Origin of the sequence: Ruegeria marisrubri (genome assembly GCF_001507595.1) — a bacterium.
In the GTDB taxonomy this organism is placed as follows: Bacteria; Pseudomonadota; Alphaproteobacteria; order Rhodobacterales; family Rhodobacteraceae; genus Ruegeria; species Ruegeria marisrubri.
On the sequence record NZ_LQBQ01000023.1, the window covers coordinates 228,948 to 247,743 of the forward strand.

Below are 18,796 nucleotides of genomic sequence, written 5' to 3' on the forward strand. Positions count from 1 at the left end.
ATTTGGGAAAAGATGAAGGGGCGGTCAGGTTCTGGCCGCCTCTTTCAGTTTGTAGATCAGGTCCAGCGCCTCGCGCGGGGTCAGCTCGTCCGGCAGGATATCCTTGAGCATCACGTCCACAGCGGAGGTTTTCGGCGTGGGCGGCGGCGGTGGCGCCGCAGAAAACAGTGGCAGATCGTCGATCAGGGCCTTCTGCTTGCCGCCTTCGCGTTCGGTTTTCTCCAATTGGTCCAGAACCACACGCGCGCGCTCGACGACCGAGGCGGGCAGGCCCGCCAGTTGCGCGACCTGCACGCCATAGGAGCGGTCGGCGGCGCCCTTGTGGACCTCGTGCAGGAAGATCACTTCGCCGTCCCATTCCTTGACCGCGACGGTGGCGTTGTCGACACCTTCCAGCTTGCCGGCCAGCGCGGTCAGCTCGTGGTAGTGGGTGGCGAACAGCGCGCGGCAGCGATTGGCGGCGTGCAGATGTTCCAGCGTGGCCCAGGCGATGGACAGGCCGTCATAGGTGGCGGTGCCACGTCCGATTTCATCGAGGATCACCAGCGCCCGGTCATCGGCCTGGTTCAGAATGGCCGCGGTTTCCACCATCTCGACCATGAAGGTCGACCGGCCCCGCGCCAGATCGTCGGAGGCGCCCACGCGGCTGAACAACTGGCTGACCAGCCCGATATGCGCGCGCTCGGCCGGGACGAAACTGCCCATCTGCGCCAGCAGCGCGATCAGCGCATTCTGGCGCAGGAAGGTCGATTTACCGGCCATGTTCGGGCCGGTCAGCAGCCAAATGGCGGCGCCGTCCTCGGCGCTCAGGTCGCAGTCATTGGCGATGAAGGCATCGCCCGATTGCTGGCGCAGCGCGTGCTCCACCACCGGATGGCGGCCTGCAACGACATCAAAAGCGCGCGAGCCGTCCACCTGCGGGCGGCACCAGTTCTCGCCCCGCGCCAGATCGGCCAGCGCGGTGGTCAGGTCCAGCTCGGCCAGCCCGCGCGCGGCCTGGTTCAGGCGGGCAGCCTGGGCCAGAATCTCGTCAGAAAGCCTTTGATAGAGCCGCTTTTCGATCTCAAGCGCCAAGTTGCCGGCATTCAGGATGCGGGTTTCGATCTCGCTGAGCTCGACCGTGGTGAACCGCACCTGGTTGGCGGTGGTCTGGCGGTGGATGTAGGTCTCGCTGAGGGGCGGGTTCAGCATCTTTTCGGCATGGGTGGCCGTGGTTTCGATGAAATAGCCCAGCACGTTGTTGTGCTTGATCTTCAGCGACGCGATGCCGGTGTGTTCGGCGTATTTCTGTTGCAGCCCGGCAATGACCGAGCGGCCTTCGTCGCGCAGGGTGCGGGCCTCGTCCAGTTCGGCGTCGAAACCCGGCGCGATGAAGCCGCCATCGCGTGCCAGCAGCGGCGGGTCGGCGACCAGCGCCTGATCCAGCAGGTCGAGCAGATCATCAAAGCCCACGAGGTTCTGCACCGCGGTCGCCAGCAGCACCGGCAGGTCCTGCCCGGCGCAGATTTCGGCAATCGCCTGGGCCTGCGCCAGCCCGTTGCGGATGGCGGCCAGGTCGCGCGGGCCGCCGCGCTCGAGCGACAGGCGCGACAGGGCGCGGTCCAGATCGGGCGTTTTGCGCAGCGCCTCGCGCAGATCGGCGGCGATCAGGCTGTCCTGGGCGGCAAAATCGACCGCGTCCAGCCGCGCCTGGATCACGTCCAGATTGCGCGAGGGGCTGGACAGGCGTTGTTCCAACAGGCGCGCACCGCCCGGGGTCACCGTGCGATCCACCACCGACAGCAGCGATCCGGCCCGCCCGCCCGACAAGGATCGCGTCAGTTCGAGGTTGCGGCGGGTGGCCGCGTCTATCTGCACGACGCGATCCTCGGATTCCTTCATCGGCGTCTGCAGCAGCGGCAGTTTGCCCTTTTGCGTGATTTCCAGATAGTCGATCAGCGCGCCCATGGCCGAGATCTCGGCCCGGCCAAAGCTGCCGAACGCGTCCAGCGTGCCCACGTGAAACAACCCGCAGATGCGTTTTTCTGCCGCAGTGCTGTCGAAACTGGCCCGCCCGATCGGGGTGAGCGCGATACCCAGGTCGTCGACCGTGGCGCGCAGTTTCATCTCGGACCCATCGGCCACGATCAGCTCGGACGGGGCCAGCCGGGCCAGCTCGGGGCTGAGGCGCACCGAGGTCAGCGGCATCACGTGAAACGCCCCGGTCGAAATGTCGGCCCAGGCCAGCGCGGCCTCGTCGCGCACCTCGGCATAGGCGGCCAGAAAGTTGTGGCGGCGCGCCTCCAGCAGGGCGTCCTCGGTCAGGGTGCCGGGGGTGACAAGGCGCACGACATCGCGCTTTACCACCGATTTAGAGCCTCTTTTCTTGGCCTCGGCCGGGCTTTCCATCTGTTCGCAGACCGCCACGCGAAAGCCCTTGCGGATCAGCGTCAGCAGATAGCCTTCGGCCGAATGCACCGGCACGCCGCACATGGGGATGTCTTCGCCATTGTGCTTGCCGCGCTTGGTCAGGGCGATGTCCAGTGCCTCGGCGGCGTTCACGGCGTCCTCGAAGAACATCTCGTAGAAATCGCCCATGCGGTAAAACAGCAGGGCGTCTTTGTGGGCCTCTTTGATTTCCAGGTATTGCGCCATCATCGGCGTGACGTTGGACAAGGCTGCTCCCCTCTGGCGTATTCCGGGCGCGACCTTACAAATCCCCCAACCGCGACGAAAGGTGAAAACGCATAGTCGTTGAGGCGCGCCCCCGCCTGCGGTATGAGGCGGAAAGCCCCGAAGTCATGGAACCGACCGTCAAAATGCCCAAAGCGAAGATCACCAAAGAAGAGGCGCTGGCCTTTCACCTGGAACCCACCCCCGGCAAGTGGGAGGTGCAGGCCACCGTTCCCATGACCACGCAGCGCGATCTGTCGCTGGCCTACAGCCCGGGCGTGGCGGTTCCATGCGAAGCCATCGCCGAGAACCCCGAAACCGCCTATGACTATACCAACAAGGGCAACCTTGTGGCCGTGATCTCGAACGGGACGGCGGTTCTGGGGTTGGGCAACCTGGGCGCGCTGGGCAGCAAGCCGGTGATGGAGGGCAAATCCGTCCTGTTCAAACGCTTCGCCGACGTGAACTCGATCGACATCGAGCTGGACACCGAGGACCCCGACGAATTCTGCCGCGCGGTCAAGCTGATGGGGCCGACCTTTGGCGGCATCAACCTGGAAGACATCAAGGCGCCCGAGTGCTTCATCATCGAACAGCGCCTGAAGGAAGAGATGGACATCCCCGTCTTTCACGACGACCAGCACGGCACGGCGGTGATCTGTGCGGCGGGGCTGATCAACGCGCTGCACATCTCGGGCAAGAAGATCGAGGATGTGAAGATCGTCCTCAACGGGGCCGGGGCGGCGGGGATCGCCTGTATCGAACTGCTCAAGGCGATGGGTGCCAAGCACGAGAACTGCATCGTCTGCGACACCAAGGGCGTGATCTATCAGGGCCGGACCGAGGGCATGAACCAGTGGAAATCGGCCCACGCGATTTCGACCGAACTGCGCACGCTGGAAGAGGCCATGAAGGGCGCCGACGTGTTCCTGGGCGTATCCGTCAAGGGCGCGGTCACGCAGGAGATGGTCGAAAGCATGGCCGACAACCCGGTGATCTTCGCCATGGCCAACCCCGACCCGGAAATCACCCCCGAAGAGGCGCACGAGGTCCGGCCGGACGCGATCGTGGCCACCGGGCGCAGCGACTACCCCAACCAGGTCAACAACGTTCTGGGCTTTCCCTACCTGTTCCGCGGGGCGCTGGACATCCACGCCCGCGCCATCAATGACGAGATGAAGATCGCCTGCGCCCATGCGCTTGCGCATCTGGCCCGCGAAGATGTGCCCGACGAGGTGGCGATGGCCTATGGCCGGAACCTGAGCTTTGGGCGCGACTACATCATCCCGACGCCCTTCGATCCGCGGCTGATCTACCGTATTCCTCCGGCAGTGGCCAAGGCCGGGATGGAAACGGGGGCCGCCCGTCGCCCGATCATCGACATGGAGGCCTATGAGCTGGGCCTCAAGACGCGGATGGATCCGACCGCCAGCATCCTGCGGGGCATCAACGCGCGCGCCCGCAAGGCGCAAAGCCGGATGATCTTTGCCGAGGGCGACGATCCGCGCGTGTTGCGTGCGGCGGTGATGTATCAGCGGTCCGGCTTCGGCAAGGCGCTGGTCGTGGGGCGCCCCGACGACGTGAAGAACAAGCTCGAGGCTGCCGGCCTGGGCGACGCGGTGCGCGAGATCGAAGTCGTCAATGCCGCCAACACCGCGTATCTGGATCAATACAAGGATTTCCTCTACCGCCGCCTTCAGCGTCGCGGCTTCGACCAGAAGGACGTTCACCGCTTGGCCGCACGCGACCGGCACGTGTTCTCGGCATTGATGCTGGCGCATGGGCATGGCGACGGGCTGGTCACCGGCGCGACCCGGAAATCCGGGCACGTCCTCGATCAGATCAATCACGTTTTCGACGCGGATGCGGCGCATGGGGCGGCGGGGGTCACGGCCTTGCTGCACAAGGGCCGGATCGTTCTGATCGGCGACACCCTGGTGCATGAATGGCCCGACGAGAACGACCTTGCCACCATCGCCGAGCGCGCCGCCGCCGTGGCCCGCCACATCGGGCTTGAACCGCGCGTGGCGTTCGTCAGCTTCTCGACCTTCGGCTATCCGGTCTCGGAGCGCACCGAGAAGCTCTACAAGGCCCCGCAGGTTCTGGAACAGCGCGGCGTCGATTTCGAGTTCGAAGGCGAGATGACCGTTGACGTGGCGCTGAACGTAAAGGCGCAGGAGGCCTATCCCTTCTCGCGCCTGACCGGCCCGGCGAACATCCTGATCGTCCCGGCGCGGCACTCGGCCTCGATCTCGACCAAGCTGATGCAGGAGATGGGCGGGGCGACGGTGATCGGTCCGATCCTGACCGGCGTCGACAAGCCGATCCAGATCTGCTCGACCGTTTCGACGGCCAATGACATCCTGAACATGGCGGTTCTGGCCTCGGCCAAGATGGGCTAGGTCATGGCGATCTGGAACCTCGGCTCGATCAATGCGGACATGGTCTATGCCGTGCCGCATCTGCCGCGGCCGGGCGAGACGCTTGCGGCGACGGAGCTGTCGCATTTCCTGGGCGGCAAGGGCGCGAACATGTCCGTTGCCGCCGCGCGGGCCGGGGCAACAGTCCACCATATCGGCGCTGTCGGCCCGGATGGGCGCTGGACGGTCGGGCGGTTGGCCGACTATGGCGTGGACACGGAACATGTGGCGCAGGTCACGGTTCCCACGGGTCACGCGATCATTGCCGTCGAAGAGACGGGCGAAAACCTGATCGTGCTGTTTCCTGGCGCCAACCAGGAAATTGCCGTGGAACAGCTGGAACAGGCGCTGGCCGGGGCAAAGGCGGGCGATCTTCTGGTCATGCAGAACGAAACCAATGCCCAGGTCGAGGCGGCGCAGATGGGGCGGGAACGCGGGCTCAAGGTCTGCTACGCCGCGGCGCCCTTTGATGCCGAGGCGGTAAGCGCGCTGTTGCCCCATCTCGATTTCCTGATCCTCAACGAGGTCGAGGCCGAGCAGTTGCAGCAGGCCACCGGCCTTGCGCCCTCGGAGCTGCCGGTGGCGCAGGTCATCGTTACGCTCGGCTCGAAAGGTGTGCGCTATTTCGACTCTGACACAGGGGAATCGCAGGAATTTCCCGCCTACAAGGTCAAGGCGGTCGATACCACCGGCGCGGGTGATACCTTTACCGGATATGTGCTGGCGGGGATGGATCAGGGGATGTCCATGCCGCAGGCGATCGACCTGGCCATGCGCGCGGCCGCGATCATGGTCACGCGCCACGGAACGGCGGATGTGATCCCCTTACTCGACGACGTGCGGCAGGCCCGGCTGGGTTAACTGCCGGCGAACGGCGCCGCATCGCCCCAAAGCTGCCTGACCCGCGCGTCGCGGCCACAGGCCTTGCGGTAGGCCTTGTAGGCGCTGGCTTGGCGCTTGGGGCCGAAGCGGGTGAGGACGATCTTGGTCCCCTTGTAGTAATCCTGATGATAGGCCTCGGCCGGGTAGAAGGCCGAGGCCGACAGGATCGGCGTGACGATCTTTTGACCCAGATCCGTCTGCGCGCGCGCCTTGGCCTGCTCGGCAATGGCTTTTTCGCCTTTGTTAGAGACGAAAATCGCGGTCCGATAGCTAGGGCCCCGGTCACAGAACTGCCCCCCGGCATCGGTGGGATCAATCGAGCGAAAGAACATGTCGAGCAGCCGTTCGCGCGAAACCTTTGCCGGGTCGAAGGTGATCCGGACCGCCTCGTAATGGCCGGTATTGCCGCCCGTTACCTGTTTGTAGGTCGGGTTCTTGACCGTGCCGCCGGTATAGCCGGAAACCGCCTCGATCACGCCGGGTACCTTCTCGAAATCCGCTTCGACGCACCAGAAACACCCGCCCGCGACGGTCAGTGTTTCCGGTTGCGCCGCCGAGGCGGGCAGGCAGCGCAGGATGGCGGCGAGGGTGAGCAGAAGGAAAAGCGCGAGGGGCCTGATCGTGTCGAGCCGGGTCATGTCGATACTCCTTTGCAGGAACGCTGCCGCAGCACGGTCAACCGGGCAATCCTCTGTCATGGAATGTCACGCTCAGGTGAGTGGAGTTTACCCCTTGGCCCCGGATCGACAGCCGACTAGCTTGCGGCCATCAGGAGGAGTCCATGACCGAAAAAATGAGCACCCACCAGGCCGCAGAGGATGCGCGCAACGAAGAGATCCTCATCTATGTGGACGGCCGGATCGTTCCCAAGGCCGAGGCCACCGTCAGCGTCTATGACAGCGGTTTCATGCTGGGCGACGGCGTATGGGAGGGGCTGCGCCTCTACAATGGGCGCTGGGCGTTCCTCGACGAACACATGGACCGCCTGTTCGAGGCCGCCAAGGCGATCGATCTGGATATCGGCATGGATCGGCAGGGGGTGATCGATGCCTTGACCGCGACGCAACAGGCCAACGGCATGACGACCGATGCCCATGCCCGCCTGATGGTGACACGCGGCGTCAAGATGCGCCCGTTTCAGCACCCGTCGCTCAGCCGGTCGGGACCGACCATGGTCATCATCATGGAACACTCGCGCCCGAACCTGCCGCGCCCGATCCGTCTGGCGACCGTGCCGCATATCCGGGGCCTGCCGATGACGCAGGATCCGAAACTGAACTCGCATTCCAAGCTGAACTGCATCCTGGCCTGCATCGCGGCGGAAAAGGCGGGTGCGGACGAGGCGTTGATGCTGGACGTGAACGGGTTCGTGAACACCACCAACGCCTGTAACTTCTTCATCGTGCGCAAGGGCGAGGTTTGGACCTCGACCGGCGATTACTGCATGAACGGGATCACGCGGCAGAAGGTGATCGACCTGTGCCGGGAAAACGGCATTCCGGTTTTCGAGCGGAACTATTCGCTGGTCGATACCTATGGCGCGGACGAGGCCTTTCTGACCGGCACCTTCGGCGCCCAGACACCGGTGGGCGAGATCGACGGCCGCGTGATCGGCACCGGCGAGATGGGGCCGATGACCAGGCGGATACGCGAGCTTTACAAGGCCTTGATCGAAAAGGAGGTTTCGGCATGAAGATCGCGATGTGGTCGGGGCCGCGCAACCTTTCGACGGCGATGATGTATGCCTTTGGCGCCCGCACCGATTGCGCGGTGATCGACGAGCCATTCTATGCCGCCTACCTGGCGATGACAGGCCTGGACCACCCCATGCGCGAAGAGATCCTGGCCGCGCAGCCGCAAGACCCCGAAGAGGTGGCCCGCGCGCTGGTCGGCCCCAATCCCGGAGCAAGGCCGTTCTGGTATCAGAAGCACATGACCCAGCACATGATCCCGGGCGTGCCGCGCGACTGGATGCGCCAGGTGCGCAACGTGTTCCTGATCCGCCACCCGGCCCGTGTGATCGCCAGCTATGCGGCCAAGCGCGAGAACCCGACGCTGGACGACATCGGTTTCCGGCAGCAGGCGGAACTGTTCGACGAGGTGCAGGGCTGGGGCGGCGAGCCGGTCGTGATCGACAGCCACGACATCCGCGAAGACCCCGCCGGAATGCTTGAAAAGCTGTGCGACGCGATCGGCGTGCCGTGGTCGCCGCATATGCTGAGCTGGCCCAAGGGCGGGCACAAGGATGACGGGGTTTGGGCGCCGCACTGGTATGGCGCGGTCTGGAACTCGACCGGCTTTGCCGGGCCCGAAGGGCCGCTGCCCGAGGTGCCCGAGCATTTGCAGCCGGTGCTGGGGGCGGCGTTGCCTCACTACGAGAAGATGAAGGCGGTCAAGCTGTGACCTGAAAAAGGGATTGTCCGCCCTTCGGACAAGGGCCTACTTGAGCAGCTGCCCCAGCTTCATCGCCACGCCCATATCGCCCGAGATCTTGAGCTTGCCCATCATGACGCCGGTCATCGGGTTCAGCTTGCCGGTCAGCAGCCTGGTCAGGTTCTCGCGCGAGATGCGGATGGTGCAGTCGGTTTCCTGGTCCTGTGTCGTGGCGGACCTGTCCGCCAGAACGATCACGCCGTCCTTGCCGCAGTCGAATTTCAACGAGCCTTCGAAGTTCATGTCGGACAGACCGGCCCGAATGCCATCTGCGATGTCCTGAAGCGCCATTTCACTCTCCGTCTTTGACGTTCGAGGGTTATGCGCACCGACAGGACGCGGCAAGCCTGACCAGACGAGAGGTGCCTGGGTTACGGCAGGTCAAGCGCCTTCCGGGTCATCGGGCAGGCCTTGCCGCCATAGAAGCTGTCAAGGATCTCCTGAAACTCGGCGGGCGCGCCGGGGACGGCGGCGAACAGGGTCATGGATGACCGCAGTTTCTTGGCGTCGATGTGCCCCAGAATCTCCGCCGGGTCCTTGCCCTTGTGCGTCAGCATCAGGCGGCTGACCTCGATCAGGCGGCGGCGCAGTTCCGGGTGGTTCAGATAGGCCGTCGCCTCGGCCAGATCCTCGATGCCGAACAGCTGGGACATGCGGGACCGCCCCAGTTCGGCCAGCTGCGGAAAGACGAACCACATCCAGTGGCTGGTTTTCTGGCCGGCGGTCAGTTCACGCAGGACATCGTCCCAGACGGTGTCCTGCGCCTCGATGAAAATGTCGAGCTCGTCGTCGATATCGTCTTCGATGCTCACTTGGCGGTGCGCCTGTTGCGCATCGCCAGCAGGCGCAGACGCAGGGCGTTCAGCTTGATGAAGCCTGCGGCGTCCTTCTGGTCATAGGCGCCGGCGTCCTCTTCGAAGGTCACGTGCTCTTCGGAATAGAGCGAGTGATCCGACCAGCGGCCCACGGTCGAGGCCAGACCCTTGTAGAGTTTCACGCGAACGGTGCCGGTGACATGTTCCTGGCTCTTGTCGATGGCCGCCTGCAGCATCTCGCGCTCGGGGCTGTACCAGAAGCCGTTGTAGATCAGTTCGGCATATTTCGGCATCAGCTCGTCCTTCAGGTGCATCGCGCCGCGGTCCATGGTGATGGACTCGATGCCGCGATGCGCCTCGAGCAGGATGGTGCCGCCCGGCGTCTCGTAGATGCCGCGCGACTTCATGCCGACGAAGCGGCCCTCGACCAGGTCGAGACGCCCGATGCCGTGCTTGCGGCCATATTCGTTCAGCTCGGTCAGCAGGGTGGCCGGGCTCATGGCGACGCCGTTGATGCTGACCGGGTCGCCTTTTTCAAAGCCGATCTCGATATATTCCGGCTCGTTCGGGGCGTCCTCGGGGTGGACGGTGCGCTGATAGACGTAATCGGGTGCCTCGACGGCTGGGTCTTCCAGAACCTTGCCCTCGGACGAGGTGTGCAGCAGGTTCGCGTCCACCGAGAAGGGCGCCTCGCCGCGCTTGTCCTTGGCGATCGGGATCTGGTGCGCCTCGGCAAACTCCAGCAGCTTGGTGCGGCTGGTCAGGTCCCACTCGCGCCAGGGCGCGATCACCTTGATATCGGGGTTCAGCGCATAGGCCGCCAGTTCGAACCGCACCTGGTCGTTGCCCTTACCGGTCGCGCCATGCGCCACCGCGTCGGCGCCGGTTTCCTCGGCGATCTCGATCAGGCGCTTGGAGATCAGCGGCCGCGCGATCGAGGTGCCCAGCAGATAAAGGCCCTCGTAAACCGCGTTGGCGCGGAACATCGGGAAGACGAAATCGCGGACGAATTCCTCGCGGATGTCCTCGATATAGATGTTCTCGGGCTTGATCCCGAGCATCTCGGCCTTCTTGCGGGCCGGCTCCAGCTCTTCGCCCTGGCCCAGATCGGCGGTGAAGGTCACCACCTCGCAACCATATTCGGTCTGCAGCCATTTCAGGATGATCGAGGTATCAAGGCCACCGGAATAGGCCAGAACAACTTTCTTGGGCGCGGACATCTGACTTCCCTTCATGCGTATGACGCTTGGCCCCTAGCGTTTTTTCCACCGGGGGGCAAGTTGTGCCGCGTGACGAGGCGGAGTTTGTCGCAAGCGGGCAGTGTATTCCGATGTATTCCTTGCGCGTGGCGCGGTGTTGCGGCACTGAATCGGCCATGACCGACTTCATGACCCGCGCCCGCGCTGCCGAAAATGCCATGCGCACCGTCTTTCCCGCAACGCCGCTGCAGCGGAATGCCCATCTGTCCGAGAAGTATGACGCCGACATCTGGCTGAAACGCGAAGACCTCAGCCCGGTGCGATCCTACAAAATCCGCGGCGCGTTCAACGCCATGCGCAAGCAGCAGGGGCAGGGCCTGTTCGTCTGCGCCAGCGCCGGAAATCACGCCCAAGGCGTGGCCTATATGTGCAAGCACATGGATGTGAAGGGCGTGATCTTCATGCCGGTGACGACACCGCAGCAGAAGATCCAGAAAACCCGGATGTTCGGTGGCGACAATGTCGAGATCCATCTGGTCGGCGACTATTTCGACGACACGCTGGCTGCGGCGCAGAAATGGTGCGCCGAGCAGGGCGGGCATTTCCTGTCGCCCTTCGACGACGAGGACGTGATCGAGGGGCAGGCCTCGCTGGCCGTCGAGATCGAGGAGCAGCTTGGCCGCCTGCCGGATCACGTCGTCCTGCCGGTCGGCGGTGGTGGGATGTCGGCGGGGGTTGCGACCTGGTTCGGGGATCGCACCCATTGCCTGTTCGTCGAACCGGCGGGCGGGGCCTGCCTGCGCGCGGCGCTGGCGGCGGGCCATCCGGTTTCGCTGGGTCGTGTGGACACGTTCGTGGACGGGGCCGCCGTGGGGCGGATCGGTGACAAGACGTTCGAGTTGCTCAAGTCGCGGCACCTGTCGGACGTGATCGTTCTGCCCGAGGATCGCATCTGCACCACGATCCTCGAGATGCTCAATGTCGAGGGCATCGTGCTGGAACCCGCCGGTGCCCTGGCGATCGAAGCGATCGGCGACGTGCAAAGCTTCATTCGCGGCAAGACGGTGGTCTGCGTCACCTCGGGCGGCAATTTCGATTTCGAGCGCCTGCCCGAGGTCAAGGAACGCGCCCAACGCTATTCGGGCGTCAAGAAATACCTGATCCTGCGGCTGCCCCAGCGCCCCGGCGCGTTGAAGGAGTTTCTGAACATCCTCGGACCCGAAGACGACATCGCCCGGTTCGAATACATGAAGAAATCGGCCCGAAACTTCGGTTCGGTGCTGATCGGCATCGAAACGACGAGGCCCGAGAATTTCATGCGCCTCTTCGCCCATCTGGACGATGCCGGGTTCACCTACACCGACATCACCGAGGACGAAACATTGGCGCAATTCGTCATCTAGGGATCACGAGTTCTGTTGCAGGCCCGTTTGAAACAGCAGCCGTGACTGCCGGAAGGCTTCGAAGATCGCGTCGAGATCGACGGCCTGCGCGGATCCGGCCGCCGCGCGGAGTTCGCCGTCCTGACACAGGTCGGCAAAACTCTGGAACCCGAGACTTGCGGCGCCGCCCTTCAGGAAATGCAGGTTCTGTTCCAGCCCTGTCCGTCCCGTGTCCGCCTTGATCCGCCCGATCACTTCTTCGACTTCCTCAAGAAAGATCCGGACGACCTCGTCGAACTCATCGGCGCCGACTTCGTCGCGCAGTTGCTGGACCCTCGGCCAGTGAATCATGCTGCGTCCCTCCCTGTTCCGGCTTCTGACGTGCTATCGCACAGGCGTGAATGCCCGGTTAAGGGATTGCGGTTTCACATTTTCAGAGGATGTTAACGGGCTCCTCCTACGGTCGGTCGCATTCTTTATGATGCAAGCAGCTGGGAATGATGGTTTTTCACGGCAATGGCGCGGATGTTCGGGCGGACCTGGATTTCGGCGCCATTCGCAGGGTTCTGGTCGTCGATGACAGCCGCCTTCAGCGGCGGATACTTGTGGGCTCTCTCAGGAAATGGGGTTTCGAAGTCGTCGAAGCCGACTGCGGGGAAACGGCGATGGAACTTTGCCGGGCCGATCCTCCCGATCTCGTTCTCAGCGACTGGGTCATGCCGGGCATGAGCGGATTGGAATTCTGTCAGGCATTCCGGCGGCTGGAGGCGAACGACTACGCCTACTTCATTCTGCTGACCGCCAAAAGCGAGAAGAACGAGATTGCACAGGGGCTGGATGCGGGCGCCGACGACTTTCTGGTCAAGCCGCTGGGCGCCGACGAGTTGCGTGCCCGGATTTCGGCCGGAGCCCGCATTCTGAACATGCAGAGGGAACTGTCCGAAAAAAACCGCATCATCGAAAGCGCACTGGATGAGTTGAAGATCGCGCATGACGCGATCGACAAGGACTTGATGCAGGCCCGGAAGATCCAGGAATCGCTGGTGCCCGAGCTGTCGCGCAGTTTCGGCAAGTCGCGCGTCAGCCTGTTGCTCAAGCCCTGCGGCCATATCGGCGGCGATCTGGTCGGCATGTTCGCCCCCAGCGACAACCGGCTGGGATTCTACAGCATCGACGTCTCGGGCCACGGGATCACCTCGGCCATGATGACGGCGCGGCTGGGCGGATACCTGTCCAGCACCTATTTCGACCAGAACGTCGCGATGCAGAGGCGATTCGACCGGTTCTATGCCCTTCTTCCCCCCGAAGAGGTTGCGGCCATGCTCAACGCGCGCCTGCTCGCCGATACCGGGATCGACGAATACTTCACCATGGTCTACGCCACCATCGACCTGCGCAACGGCCACTTGAAGATGGTGCAGGCCGGTCATCCGCATCCCCTGCTCATGCGCAGGGACGGGCAGACCGAATTCCTGGGAGAGGGCGGAATCCCGATCGGCCTGCTGCCCGGCGTTTCCTATCAGCAGGTTGAAACCTACTTGCAGCCCGGTGACCGCCTGCTGCTGTATTCGGACGGCTTTACCGAATGTCGCCTGACAAATGGAGAGATGCTGGAGTCAGAGGGGCTGGTGCGGCTGGTGCGGGACTGCGGCCCCGATCGCGGCGGGCCGGAGTTTCTGGACGATCTGTATTGGCGCCTGACACAGGCCATGTCGCCGGAACATGGTCTCGACGATGATCTTTCCGCCGTATTCTTCGAGTATGAAGGGAACTAGAGCCCGCGGGCATGCAGCGCGGCAAAGTGCCGGTCGCCAGCATTGCCGAGGCGACGGGCGGCCTCGCCGGCCTCCATCCACAGGGGCTGGTGCTGGGCCTCGGTGGGCGGGCCAAGCCGTCGCACGGGTTTCGCGCGGTAGATCAGGCAGACCTTTTCCGCCCACAGATCGTATTCCGGCATGTAGGTAAAGCGCCGGAACGCGCCGATCCGGCGGGGCGCGGAGATCATCCAGCCGGTTTCTTCGTACACCTCGCGATGCAGGGCGGGCACCGGCGATTCCCCCGGATCGATTCCGCCGCCCGGGAGTTGCAGGTCGGGGCCCGGCTCCAGCTGCCACGTCAGCAGCAGCGAGGACCCTTTCGGCAGCAGCGCGTAGACGCCGACGCGACGGATATATCTGCGATCCGGTTCGGGGCTTTCGCCGAAACGTCTGATCATGTATGGCCCCTTTCAACCCTTAGCATTCGACATATATGGTTGCGATATGCCAACCTGTGGCCTGTAAGGAAACCCCATGTCTCTTGGTACCAAAATCGCGTGGGACGACACCGTCCTGCCCTTTCAGCTTGACGCATCCGACATGCGCGGCCGCGTGGCCCGCCTGGACGGTGTGCTGGACGGAATCCTGAAACAGCACGACTACCCGGCCCAGGTCGAGGCGCTGGTGGCCGAAATGGCCCTGCTGACGGCCCTGATCGGGCAGACCATTGATTTGCGGTGGAAATTGTCTCTGCAGGTCCAGTCCAACGGCCCGGTGCGGATGATCGCCACCGACTATTTCGCGCCGCGGGAAGAGGGGCGGCACGCAAAGATCCGCGCCTATGCCAGCTATGACGAGGACCGGCTGACCGAGGGCGCGCCGTTCGACCAGTTCGGCGAAGGCTATTTCGCCATCCTGATCGACCAGGGCAAGGGCACGCAACCCTATCAGGGGATCACGCCGCTGGCCGGGGGCTCTCTGCGCGCTTGCGCCGAATCCTATTTCGCCCAGTCCGAGCAGCTGCCCACCCGGTTTTCGCTGAGTTTCGGCAAATCGACCGAGGCGGGTTCCGACGAACGGTGGCGGGCCGGGGGGATCATGCTCCAGCATATGCCCAAGGCGTCCCCGTTTGCCGCGACCGGGTCCGGCAGTGGCGGGCTGCTGACCGCCGAGGACCTGGTGGACGGTGAGCAGGGTGAGAACTGGAGCCGGGTCAACATCCTGTTGGATACGGTCGAGGACCTGGAACTGATCGGGCCGTCGGTGCAGATGCCCGACCTGCTGGTGCGCCTGTTTCACGAGGAACAGCCGCGGGTCTATGACGCGCAACAGGTGCAGTTCGGCTGCACCTGTTCCGAGGACCGGGTGCGGCAGAGCCTGTCGATCTATTCGGCCAGGGACATCGAGAAGATGACAACGGACGAGGGCACGGTCACCGCCGACTGCCAGTTCTGCGGGGCGCATTACGTGCTCGATCCCAGCACCGTCGGATTCGATGCCGACTCGCAAGACGGTGCGTGACCCGGTTGCCGACCTGCTGGCGGCGCTGAACCGTCCGGGGGACGGGTCGAGCGATTTCGACCTGAACCCGGACACGGTGCTGCCTGCGGGGCGCAAGCTGCGCCCGGCGGGTGTGTTGGTGCCGATCTCGCTGGTCTCGGGCGCGCCTCGCGTGATCCTGACCAAGCGGTCCTCGGCCCTGAAACATCACCCCGGCCAGATCGCCTTTCCCGGCGGCAAGCAGGACGAGGGCGACGCGGACGTGACCGCGGCCGCGCTGCGCGAGGCGCAGGAGGAGATCGGCCTGCCCGCGCATCTTCCGCGCATCCTCGGGCATCTGCCGGCGCATGAGACCGTGACCTCGTTTTCTGTGACGCCTGTCGTTGCCGTGTTGGAGCAAGCCTTCGAGCCGGTGCCCGAGCCGGGCGAGGTCGAAGAGGTGTTCTCGGTGCCCTTGGGCCATGTGTTGAACCTGGACAACTACATTGTAGAGTCCCGCATATGGCGTGGGCAGAGGCGGTTCTACTTCACCGTCCCCTTCGGCCCCTATTACATCTGGGGCGCCACGGCGCGCATGTTGCGGGGGCTTGCGGTGCGGATGAACGGATGACACGGATCAAGGAAGCCTGGGTGAACGACCCCGACACGCAGAAGGTCTGCGCGGCCCTGACCGATGGTGGCGCGCAGGCGCTGTTCGTCGGCGGCTGCGTGCGCAACGCGCTGCTGGGTGTTCCCGTGTCGGATATCGACATCGCCACGGATGCCCGCCCCGAGCGGGTGGTGCAGCTTGCGGAAAAGGCGGGGATCAAGGCCGTTCCCACCGGGATCGACCACGGGACCGTGACGCTGGTCAGCGGTGGCGTTCCGCACGAGGTGACCACCTTTCGCCGGGACGTGGAAACCGACGGGCGACGCGCCAAGATTGCCTATTCCGACCGGGTCGAGGAGGACGCGGCGCGGCGGGATTTCACCATGAACGCGCTGTATGCCAGTCCGGACGGCACCGTTCTGGACCCGCTGGGCGGGCTGCCCGACCTCAGGGCGCGGCGCGTCCGGTTCATCGGCAGGGCCGAGGACCGCATCCGCGAGGATTATCTGCGGTCCTTGCGGTTTTTCCGGTTTCACGCCTATTACGGCGACGAAGAGGCGGGCTTTGATCCCGACGCCCTGTCGGCCATCGCGTCGAATCTCGACGGGCTGTCGAAACTCTCGCGCGAGCGGGTGGGGGCCGAGTTGCTCAAGCTGCTGGGCGCCCCCGACCCGGCGCCTTCGGTGGCCGCCATGCGCACCGCTGGGGTTCTGGCGCGGATCCTGCCGGGCGCCGGGGACCGCGCCCTGGCCCCGCTGATCGCGCTCGAGGCGCAGGCCGGTGTCAGTGCGGATCCGGTCCGGCGCCTTGCCGCGCTAGGCGGGGACGATGTCGTCTCGACCCTTCGGCTCAGCCGAGCGCAGCTCAGGCGCGTGGGCCGTATCCGCATGGCTGCGGAAGGGTCGGCGGGTGCGGCCGAACTTGGCTATCGCCTTGGCGCGGATGAAGGGCTGGACGCGGTGCTGTTGCGGTGCGCTTTTCTCGAACAGCCGTGGCACCCCGAACTGGCAAAAAGTTTGCAGAAGGGCGCAGGGGCGCTCTTTCCTATCAAGGCAAAGGACCTGGTTCCGGATTTCCAAGGCGTCGCGCTGGGCCGCAAGCTGGCCGAGCTTGAGGCGCGCTGGATCGCGTCCGGTTTCGCGCTGGGCAGGGACGAATTGCTGGCGCAGGCGAACCAGCCGCCGGCGGGGTGACAATCGGCGGTATTTGCGGCTAGGCTGCGCCTGTTCGCATGGATGGAGGGTGCGGACTGGGCGCGGCTTTGGCTTTCCGATGCCGCCTTGCCGCGCGATGTTTGATTGTCCGCTCGAATGGAGCATCTTCCATGTTTCGCTTTTTCGAAGACCTGATCGACCCGTTTCGCCCAAGCGACACGCCGCCGCCGCAAACCCTGTGGGCCTTCGTGCGCTGGTGCCTGTCGGGGGCCTGGCCGATGCTGGTCCTGGCGGCCTTTTTCTCGGCGGCCGCGGGCGCGATGGAGGCCGTGACGGCCTGGGTGCTGGGCCTGGTGATCGACCTGACGGTAGCCAGCGGCCCCGAGGGTTTTCTGACCGCCGACAATCTGTGGGTCATCATCGGCGCGGTTGTGTTCTTCATGCTGTTGCGGCCGGCCCTGTTCGGCCTGTCGTCGCTGTCGAACAACTACATCGTGATGCCGAACGTCCCGCCGCTTGTGCTGTCCAAGCTGAACCGCTGGACGCTGGGGCAGTCGGTCACCTATTTCGATGACGATTTTGCTGGCCGTATCGCCCAAAAACAGATGCAGACCGCCAACGCGCTGAGCTCGGTCGTGTCCGACACGATCAGCGCGGTGGTTTTCGCGCTGGCGTCATTGGTCGGCTCTTTGGCCTTGTTAGGGTCTATTCATCCCCTGGTGATGCTGCCATTCGTGTTGTGGCTGGCGGTCTATTTCGTCCTGATCCGCTGGTTCCTGCCGCGCATCCGCATCCGGTCGGGCGCCCGGGCCGGCGCGCGCGCGATGGTGTCGGGGCAGGTGGTCGACACGATCACCAACATCAAGACGGTCAAGCTGTTCGCCCATGCCGAGCATGAGGATCAGGCCGCCCGCGACGCCATGGTCGAACTGCGCGAGAAGGCGCTGGATTTCGGGCGCCTGTCGGTCAGTTTCCGGGTGGTCCTGATGGGGCTGGCGGGGGTGCTGCCGGTGTTGTTGCTGGCGGCCACGCTGCTGCTGTGGCAGGCGGGCCACGCGACAACCGGCGATATCGTTGCGGCCGGAACCGTTTCGATCCGCATCTCGCAGATGACCGGCTGGGTCAGCTTTACCCTGATGGGTCTGTTTGCCCATCTCGGCGAGGTCGAGAACGGGATGAAGACCCTTGCCGTGCGCAACCGGATCGAGGACGACATGTCAGCCGCCGAGCTGACCGTGACAAAGGGTGAGATCGCGTTTGACGATGTGAGTTTTTCCTATGGGCGCGACACGGGCGGTGTGCAGGGCATATCGCTGACGGTCAGGCCGGGGGAAAAACTGGGCATCGTCGGGGCATCCGGGGCCGGCAAGTCCACCTTGGTTGCGCTTCTGCTGCGGCTCTATGACGGGGAAAAAGGCGCGATCCGGGTCGATGGTCAGGACATTGCGACGGTGACACAGGACAGTTTGCGCCGGCAGATCGGCATGGTCACGCAGGAAACCGCGATGTTCAACCGTTCGGCGCGAGACAACATCCGCTATGGCCGTCCCGATGCCACCGAGGAACAGGTGATGGCGGCCGCCCGGAAGGCCGAAGCGCATGAGTTCATCCTCGGGCTTGAAGACGCGCAGGGGCGCAAGGGGTATGACGCGCATCTGGGCGAGCGGGGCGTCAAGCTGAGCGGCGGTCAGCGCCAGCGCATCGCCCTGGCGCGCGCCATTCTCAAGGATGCACCGATACTGGTGCTGGACGAGGCGACCTCGGCGCTGGATTCCGAGGTCGAAGCCGCGATCCAGACCGCCCTGCACCGGGTGATGGAGGGCAAGACGGTTCTGGCGATCGCGCACCGCCTGTCCACGCTCGGCGAGATGGACCGGATCGTCGTTCTGGACCAGGGGCGCATCGTGGAAAGCGGCACGCATGAAAGCCTTCTGGCCAGGGGCGGGCTCTATGCCCGGTTCTGGCACCGGCAGTCGGGCGGGTTCATTCGGACCGAGGCGGCGGAATAAGGCT

At 64.5% G+C, this 18,796-nt stretch carries 17 protein-coding genes; 10 read left to right on the forward strand and 7 right to left on the reverse strand.

The features are described 5' to 3' along the window. Positions 1-24 precede the first annotated feature (24 nt). Complete coding sequence (mutS, locus tag AVO45_RS11810; protein WP_068347197.1) at positions 25-2,637, reverse strand: DNA mismatch repair protein MutS; 2,613 nt, start codon at positions 2,635-2,637, stop codon at positions 25-27. A 161-nt stretch (positions 2,638-2,798) separates the two neighbouring features. On the opposite strand from mutS, the gene AVO45_RS11815 reads away from it, so the two are divergent. Further along, positions 2,799-5,054, forward strand: coding sequence for an NADP-dependent malic enzyme (locus tag AVO45_RS11815; RefSeq protein WP_068347417.1), 2,256 nt, complete (start codon positions 2,799-2,801; stop codon positions 5,052-5,054). Between the two features lie 3 nt (positions 5,055-5,057). Next, complete coding sequence (locus tag AVO45_RS11820) at positions 5,058-5,933, forward strand: ribokinase (protein ID WP_068347199.1); 876 nt, start codon at positions 5,058-5,060, stop codon at positions 5,931-5,933. Here the strand turns inward: AVO45_RS11820 and msrA are convergent. Next, entirely contained in the window at positions 5,930-6,592 is a 663-nt protein-coding gene (gene msrA, locus AVO45_RS11825) for a peptide-methionine (S)-S-oxide reductase MsrA (protein ID WP_068347200.1), read from the reverse strand. The two genes, AVO45_RS11820 and msrA, sit on opposite strands and share 4 nt — an antisense overlap. Positions 6,593-6,735: 143 nt before the next feature. Here msrA and AVO45_RS11830 point away from each other — a divergent pair, with 143 nt between their 5' ends. Together AVO45_RS11830 and AVO45_RS11835 are read left to right on the forward strand one after the other, a co-directional pair. Beyond that, the gene (locus tag AVO45_RS11830; protein ID WP_068347202.1) at positions 6,736-7,647 is read left to right on the forward strand and encodes a D-amino acid aminotransferase; all 912 of its coding nucleotides are present in this window, start codon (positions 6,736-6,738) and stop codon (positions 7,645-7,647) included. Beyond that, positions 7,644-8,357 (forward strand): sulfotransferase-like domain-containing protein, encoded by a 714-nt coding sequence (locus AVO45_RS11835; protein ID WP_068347203.1) that lies wholly within the window; start codon positions 7,644-7,646, stop codon positions 8,355-8,357. The genes AVO45_RS11830 and AVO45_RS11835 overlap by 4 nt, the downstream gene beginning before the upstream one ends. A gap of 36 nt (positions 8,358-8,393) precedes the next feature. On the opposite strand, the gene AVO45_RS11840 is transcribed toward AVO45_RS11835, so the two are convergent. The 3 genes from AVO45_RS11840 to AVO45_RS11850 form a co-directional block, all read right to left on the reverse strand. Next, positions 8,394-8,678, reverse strand: coding sequence for an SCP2 sterol-binding domain-containing protein (locus tag AVO45_RS11840; RefSeq protein ID WP_068347205.1), 285 nt, complete (start codon positions 8,676-8,678; stop codon positions 8,394-8,396). A gap of 80 nt (positions 8,679-8,758) precedes the next feature. Next, complete coding sequence (locus AVO45_RS11845; RefSeq protein WP_068347207.1) at positions 8,759-9,199, reverse strand: DUF1810 domain-containing protein; 441 nt, start codon at positions 9,197-9,199, stop codon at positions 8,759-8,761. After that, entirely contained in the window at positions 9,196-10,422 is a 1,227-nt protein-coding gene (locus tag AVO45_RS11850) for an argininosuccinate synthase (RefSeq protein ID WP_068347419.1), read from the reverse strand. Before AVO45_RS11850 ends, AVO45_RS11845 begins: the two co-directional genes overlap by 4 nt. 155 nt (positions 10,423-10,577) lie before the next feature. Between AVO45_RS11850 and ilvA the strand changes: the two genes are divergently transcribed. After that, positions 10,578-11,804, forward strand: coding sequence for a threonine ammonia-lyase IlvA (ilvA, locus tag AVO45_RS11855; protein WP_068347421.1), 1,227 nt, complete (start codon positions 10,578-10,580; stop codon positions 11,802-11,804). A 3-nt stretch (positions 11,805-11,807) separates the two neighbouring features. On the opposite strand, the gene AVO45_RS11860 is transcribed toward ilvA, so the two are convergent. After that, entirely contained in the window at positions 11,808-12,134 is a 327-nt protein-coding gene (locus AVO45_RS11860) for an Hpt domain-containing protein (protein WP_068347210.1), read from the reverse strand. A gap of 149 nt (positions 12,135-12,283) precedes the next feature. On the opposite strand from AVO45_RS11860, the gene AVO45_RS11865 reads away from it, so the two are divergent. After that, positions 12,284-13,558, forward strand: coding sequence for a PP2C family protein-serine/threonine phosphatase (locus AVO45_RS11865; protein ID WP_068347423.1), 1,275 nt, complete (start codon positions 12,284-12,286; stop codon positions 13,556-13,558). Here the strand turns inward: AVO45_RS11865 and AVO45_RS11870 are convergent. Then, on the reverse strand, positions 13,555-13,998 hold the full coding sequence (locus AVO45_RS11870) for an NUDIX hydrolase (RefSeq protein ID WP_068347211.1): 444 nt from the start codon (positions 13,996-13,998) through the stop codon (positions 13,555-13,557). The genes AVO45_RS11865 and AVO45_RS11870 overlap by 4 nt on opposite strands. 76 nt (positions 13,999-14,074) lie before the next feature. Between AVO45_RS11870 and hslO the strand changes: the two genes are divergently transcribed. The 4 genes from hslO (at position 14,075) to AVO45_RS11890 (ending at position 18,792) form a co-directional block, all read left to right on the forward strand. Then, positions 14,075-15,061 (forward strand): Hsp33 family molecular chaperone HslO, encoded by a 987-nt coding sequence (gene hslO / locus AVO45_RS11875; RefSeq protein ID WP_068347213.1) that lies wholly within the window; start codon positions 14,075-14,077, stop codon positions 15,059-15,061. Further along, entirely contained in the window at positions 15,036-15,650 is a 615-nt protein-coding gene (locus tag AVO45_RS11880; protein ID WP_068347215.1) for a CoA pyrophosphatase, read from the forward strand. Before hslO ends, AVO45_RS11880 begins: the two co-directional genes overlap by 26 nt. Further along, the gene (locus AVO45_RS11885; protein WP_068347216.1) at positions 15,647-16,822 is read left to right on the forward strand and encodes a CCA tRNA nucleotidyltransferase; all 1,176 of its coding nucleotides are present in this window, start codon (positions 15,647-15,649) and stop codon (positions 16,820-16,822) included. Before AVO45_RS11880 ends, AVO45_RS11885 begins: the two co-directional genes overlap by 4 nt. 131 nt (positions 16,823-16,953) lie before the next feature. Continuing rightward, positions 16,954-18,792, forward strand: a complete 1,839-nt coding sequence (locus AVO45_RS11890; RefSeq protein WP_068347218.1) for an ABC transporter ATP-binding protein — start codon at positions 16,954-16,956, stop codon at positions 18,790-18,792. The last annotated feature ends 4 nt before the right edge of the window (positions 18,793-18,796 follow it).

Excerpts from the sequence above, each read along its gene's own strand:
- mutS (WP_068347197.1), bottom strand. The coding sequence starts at position 2,637 with ATGATGGCGCAATACCTGGAAATCAAAGAGGCCCACAAAGACGCCCTG.
- AVO45_RS11815 (WP_068347417.1), top strand. The coding sequence starts at position 2,799 with ATGCCCAAAGCGAAGATCACCAAAGAAGAGGCGCTGGCCTTTCACCTG.
- AVO45_RS11820 (WP_068347199.1), top strand. The coding sequence starts at position 5,058 with ATGGCGATCTGGAACCTCGGCTCGATCAATGCGGACATGGTCTATGCC.
- msrA (WP_068347200.1), bottom strand. The coding sequence starts at position 6,592 with ATGACCCGGCTCGACACGATCAGGCCCCTCGCGCTTTTCCTTCTGCTC.
- AVO45_RS11830 (WP_068347202.1), top strand. The coding sequence starts at position 6,736 with ATGACCGAAAAAATGAGCACCCACCAGGCCGCAGAGGATGCGCGCAAC.
- AVO45_RS11835 (WP_068347203.1), top strand. The coding sequence starts at position 7,644 with ATGAAGATCGCGATGTGGTCGGGGCCGCGCAACCTTTCGACGGCGATG.
- AVO45_RS11840 (WP_068347205.1), bottom strand. The coding sequence starts at position 8,678 with ATGGCGCTTCAGGACATCGCAGATGGCATTCGGGCCGGTCTGTCCGAC.
- AVO45_RS11850 (WP_068347419.1), bottom strand. The coding sequence starts at position 10,422 with ATGTCCGCGCCCAAGAAAGTTGTTCTGGCCTATTCCGGTGGCCTTGAT.
- ilvA (WP_068347421.1), top strand. The coding sequence starts at position 10,578 with ATGACCGACTTCATGACCCGCGCCCGCGCTGCCGAAAATGCCATGCGC.
- AVO45_RS11860 (WP_068347210.1), bottom strand. The coding sequence starts at position 12,134 with ATGATTCACTGGCCGAGGGTCCAGCAACTGCGCGACGAAGTCGGCGCC.
- AVO45_RS11865 (WP_068347423.1), top strand. The coding sequence starts at position 12,284 with ATGGTTTTTCACGGCAATGGCGCGGATGTTCGGGCGGACCTGGATTTC.
- AVO45_RS11870 (WP_068347211.1), bottom strand. The coding sequence starts at position 13,998 with ATGATCAGACGTTTCGGCGAAAGCCCCGAACCGGATCGCAGATATATC.
- hslO (WP_068347213.1), top strand. The coding sequence starts at position 14,075 with ATGTCTCTTGGTACCAAAATCGCGTGGGACGACACCGTCCTGCCCTTT.
- AVO45_RS11880 (WP_068347215.1), top strand. The coding sequence starts at position 15,036 with ATGCCGACTCGCAAGACGGTGCGTGACCCGGTTGCCGACCTGCTGGCG.
- AVO45_RS11885 (WP_068347216.1), top strand. The coding sequence starts at position 15,647 with ATGACACGGATCAAGGAAGCCTGGGTGAACGACCCCGACACGCAGAAG.
- AVO45_RS11890 (WP_068347218.1), top strand. The coding sequence starts at position 16,954 with ATGTTTCGCTTTTTCGAAGACCTGATCGACCCGTTTCGCCCAAGCGAC.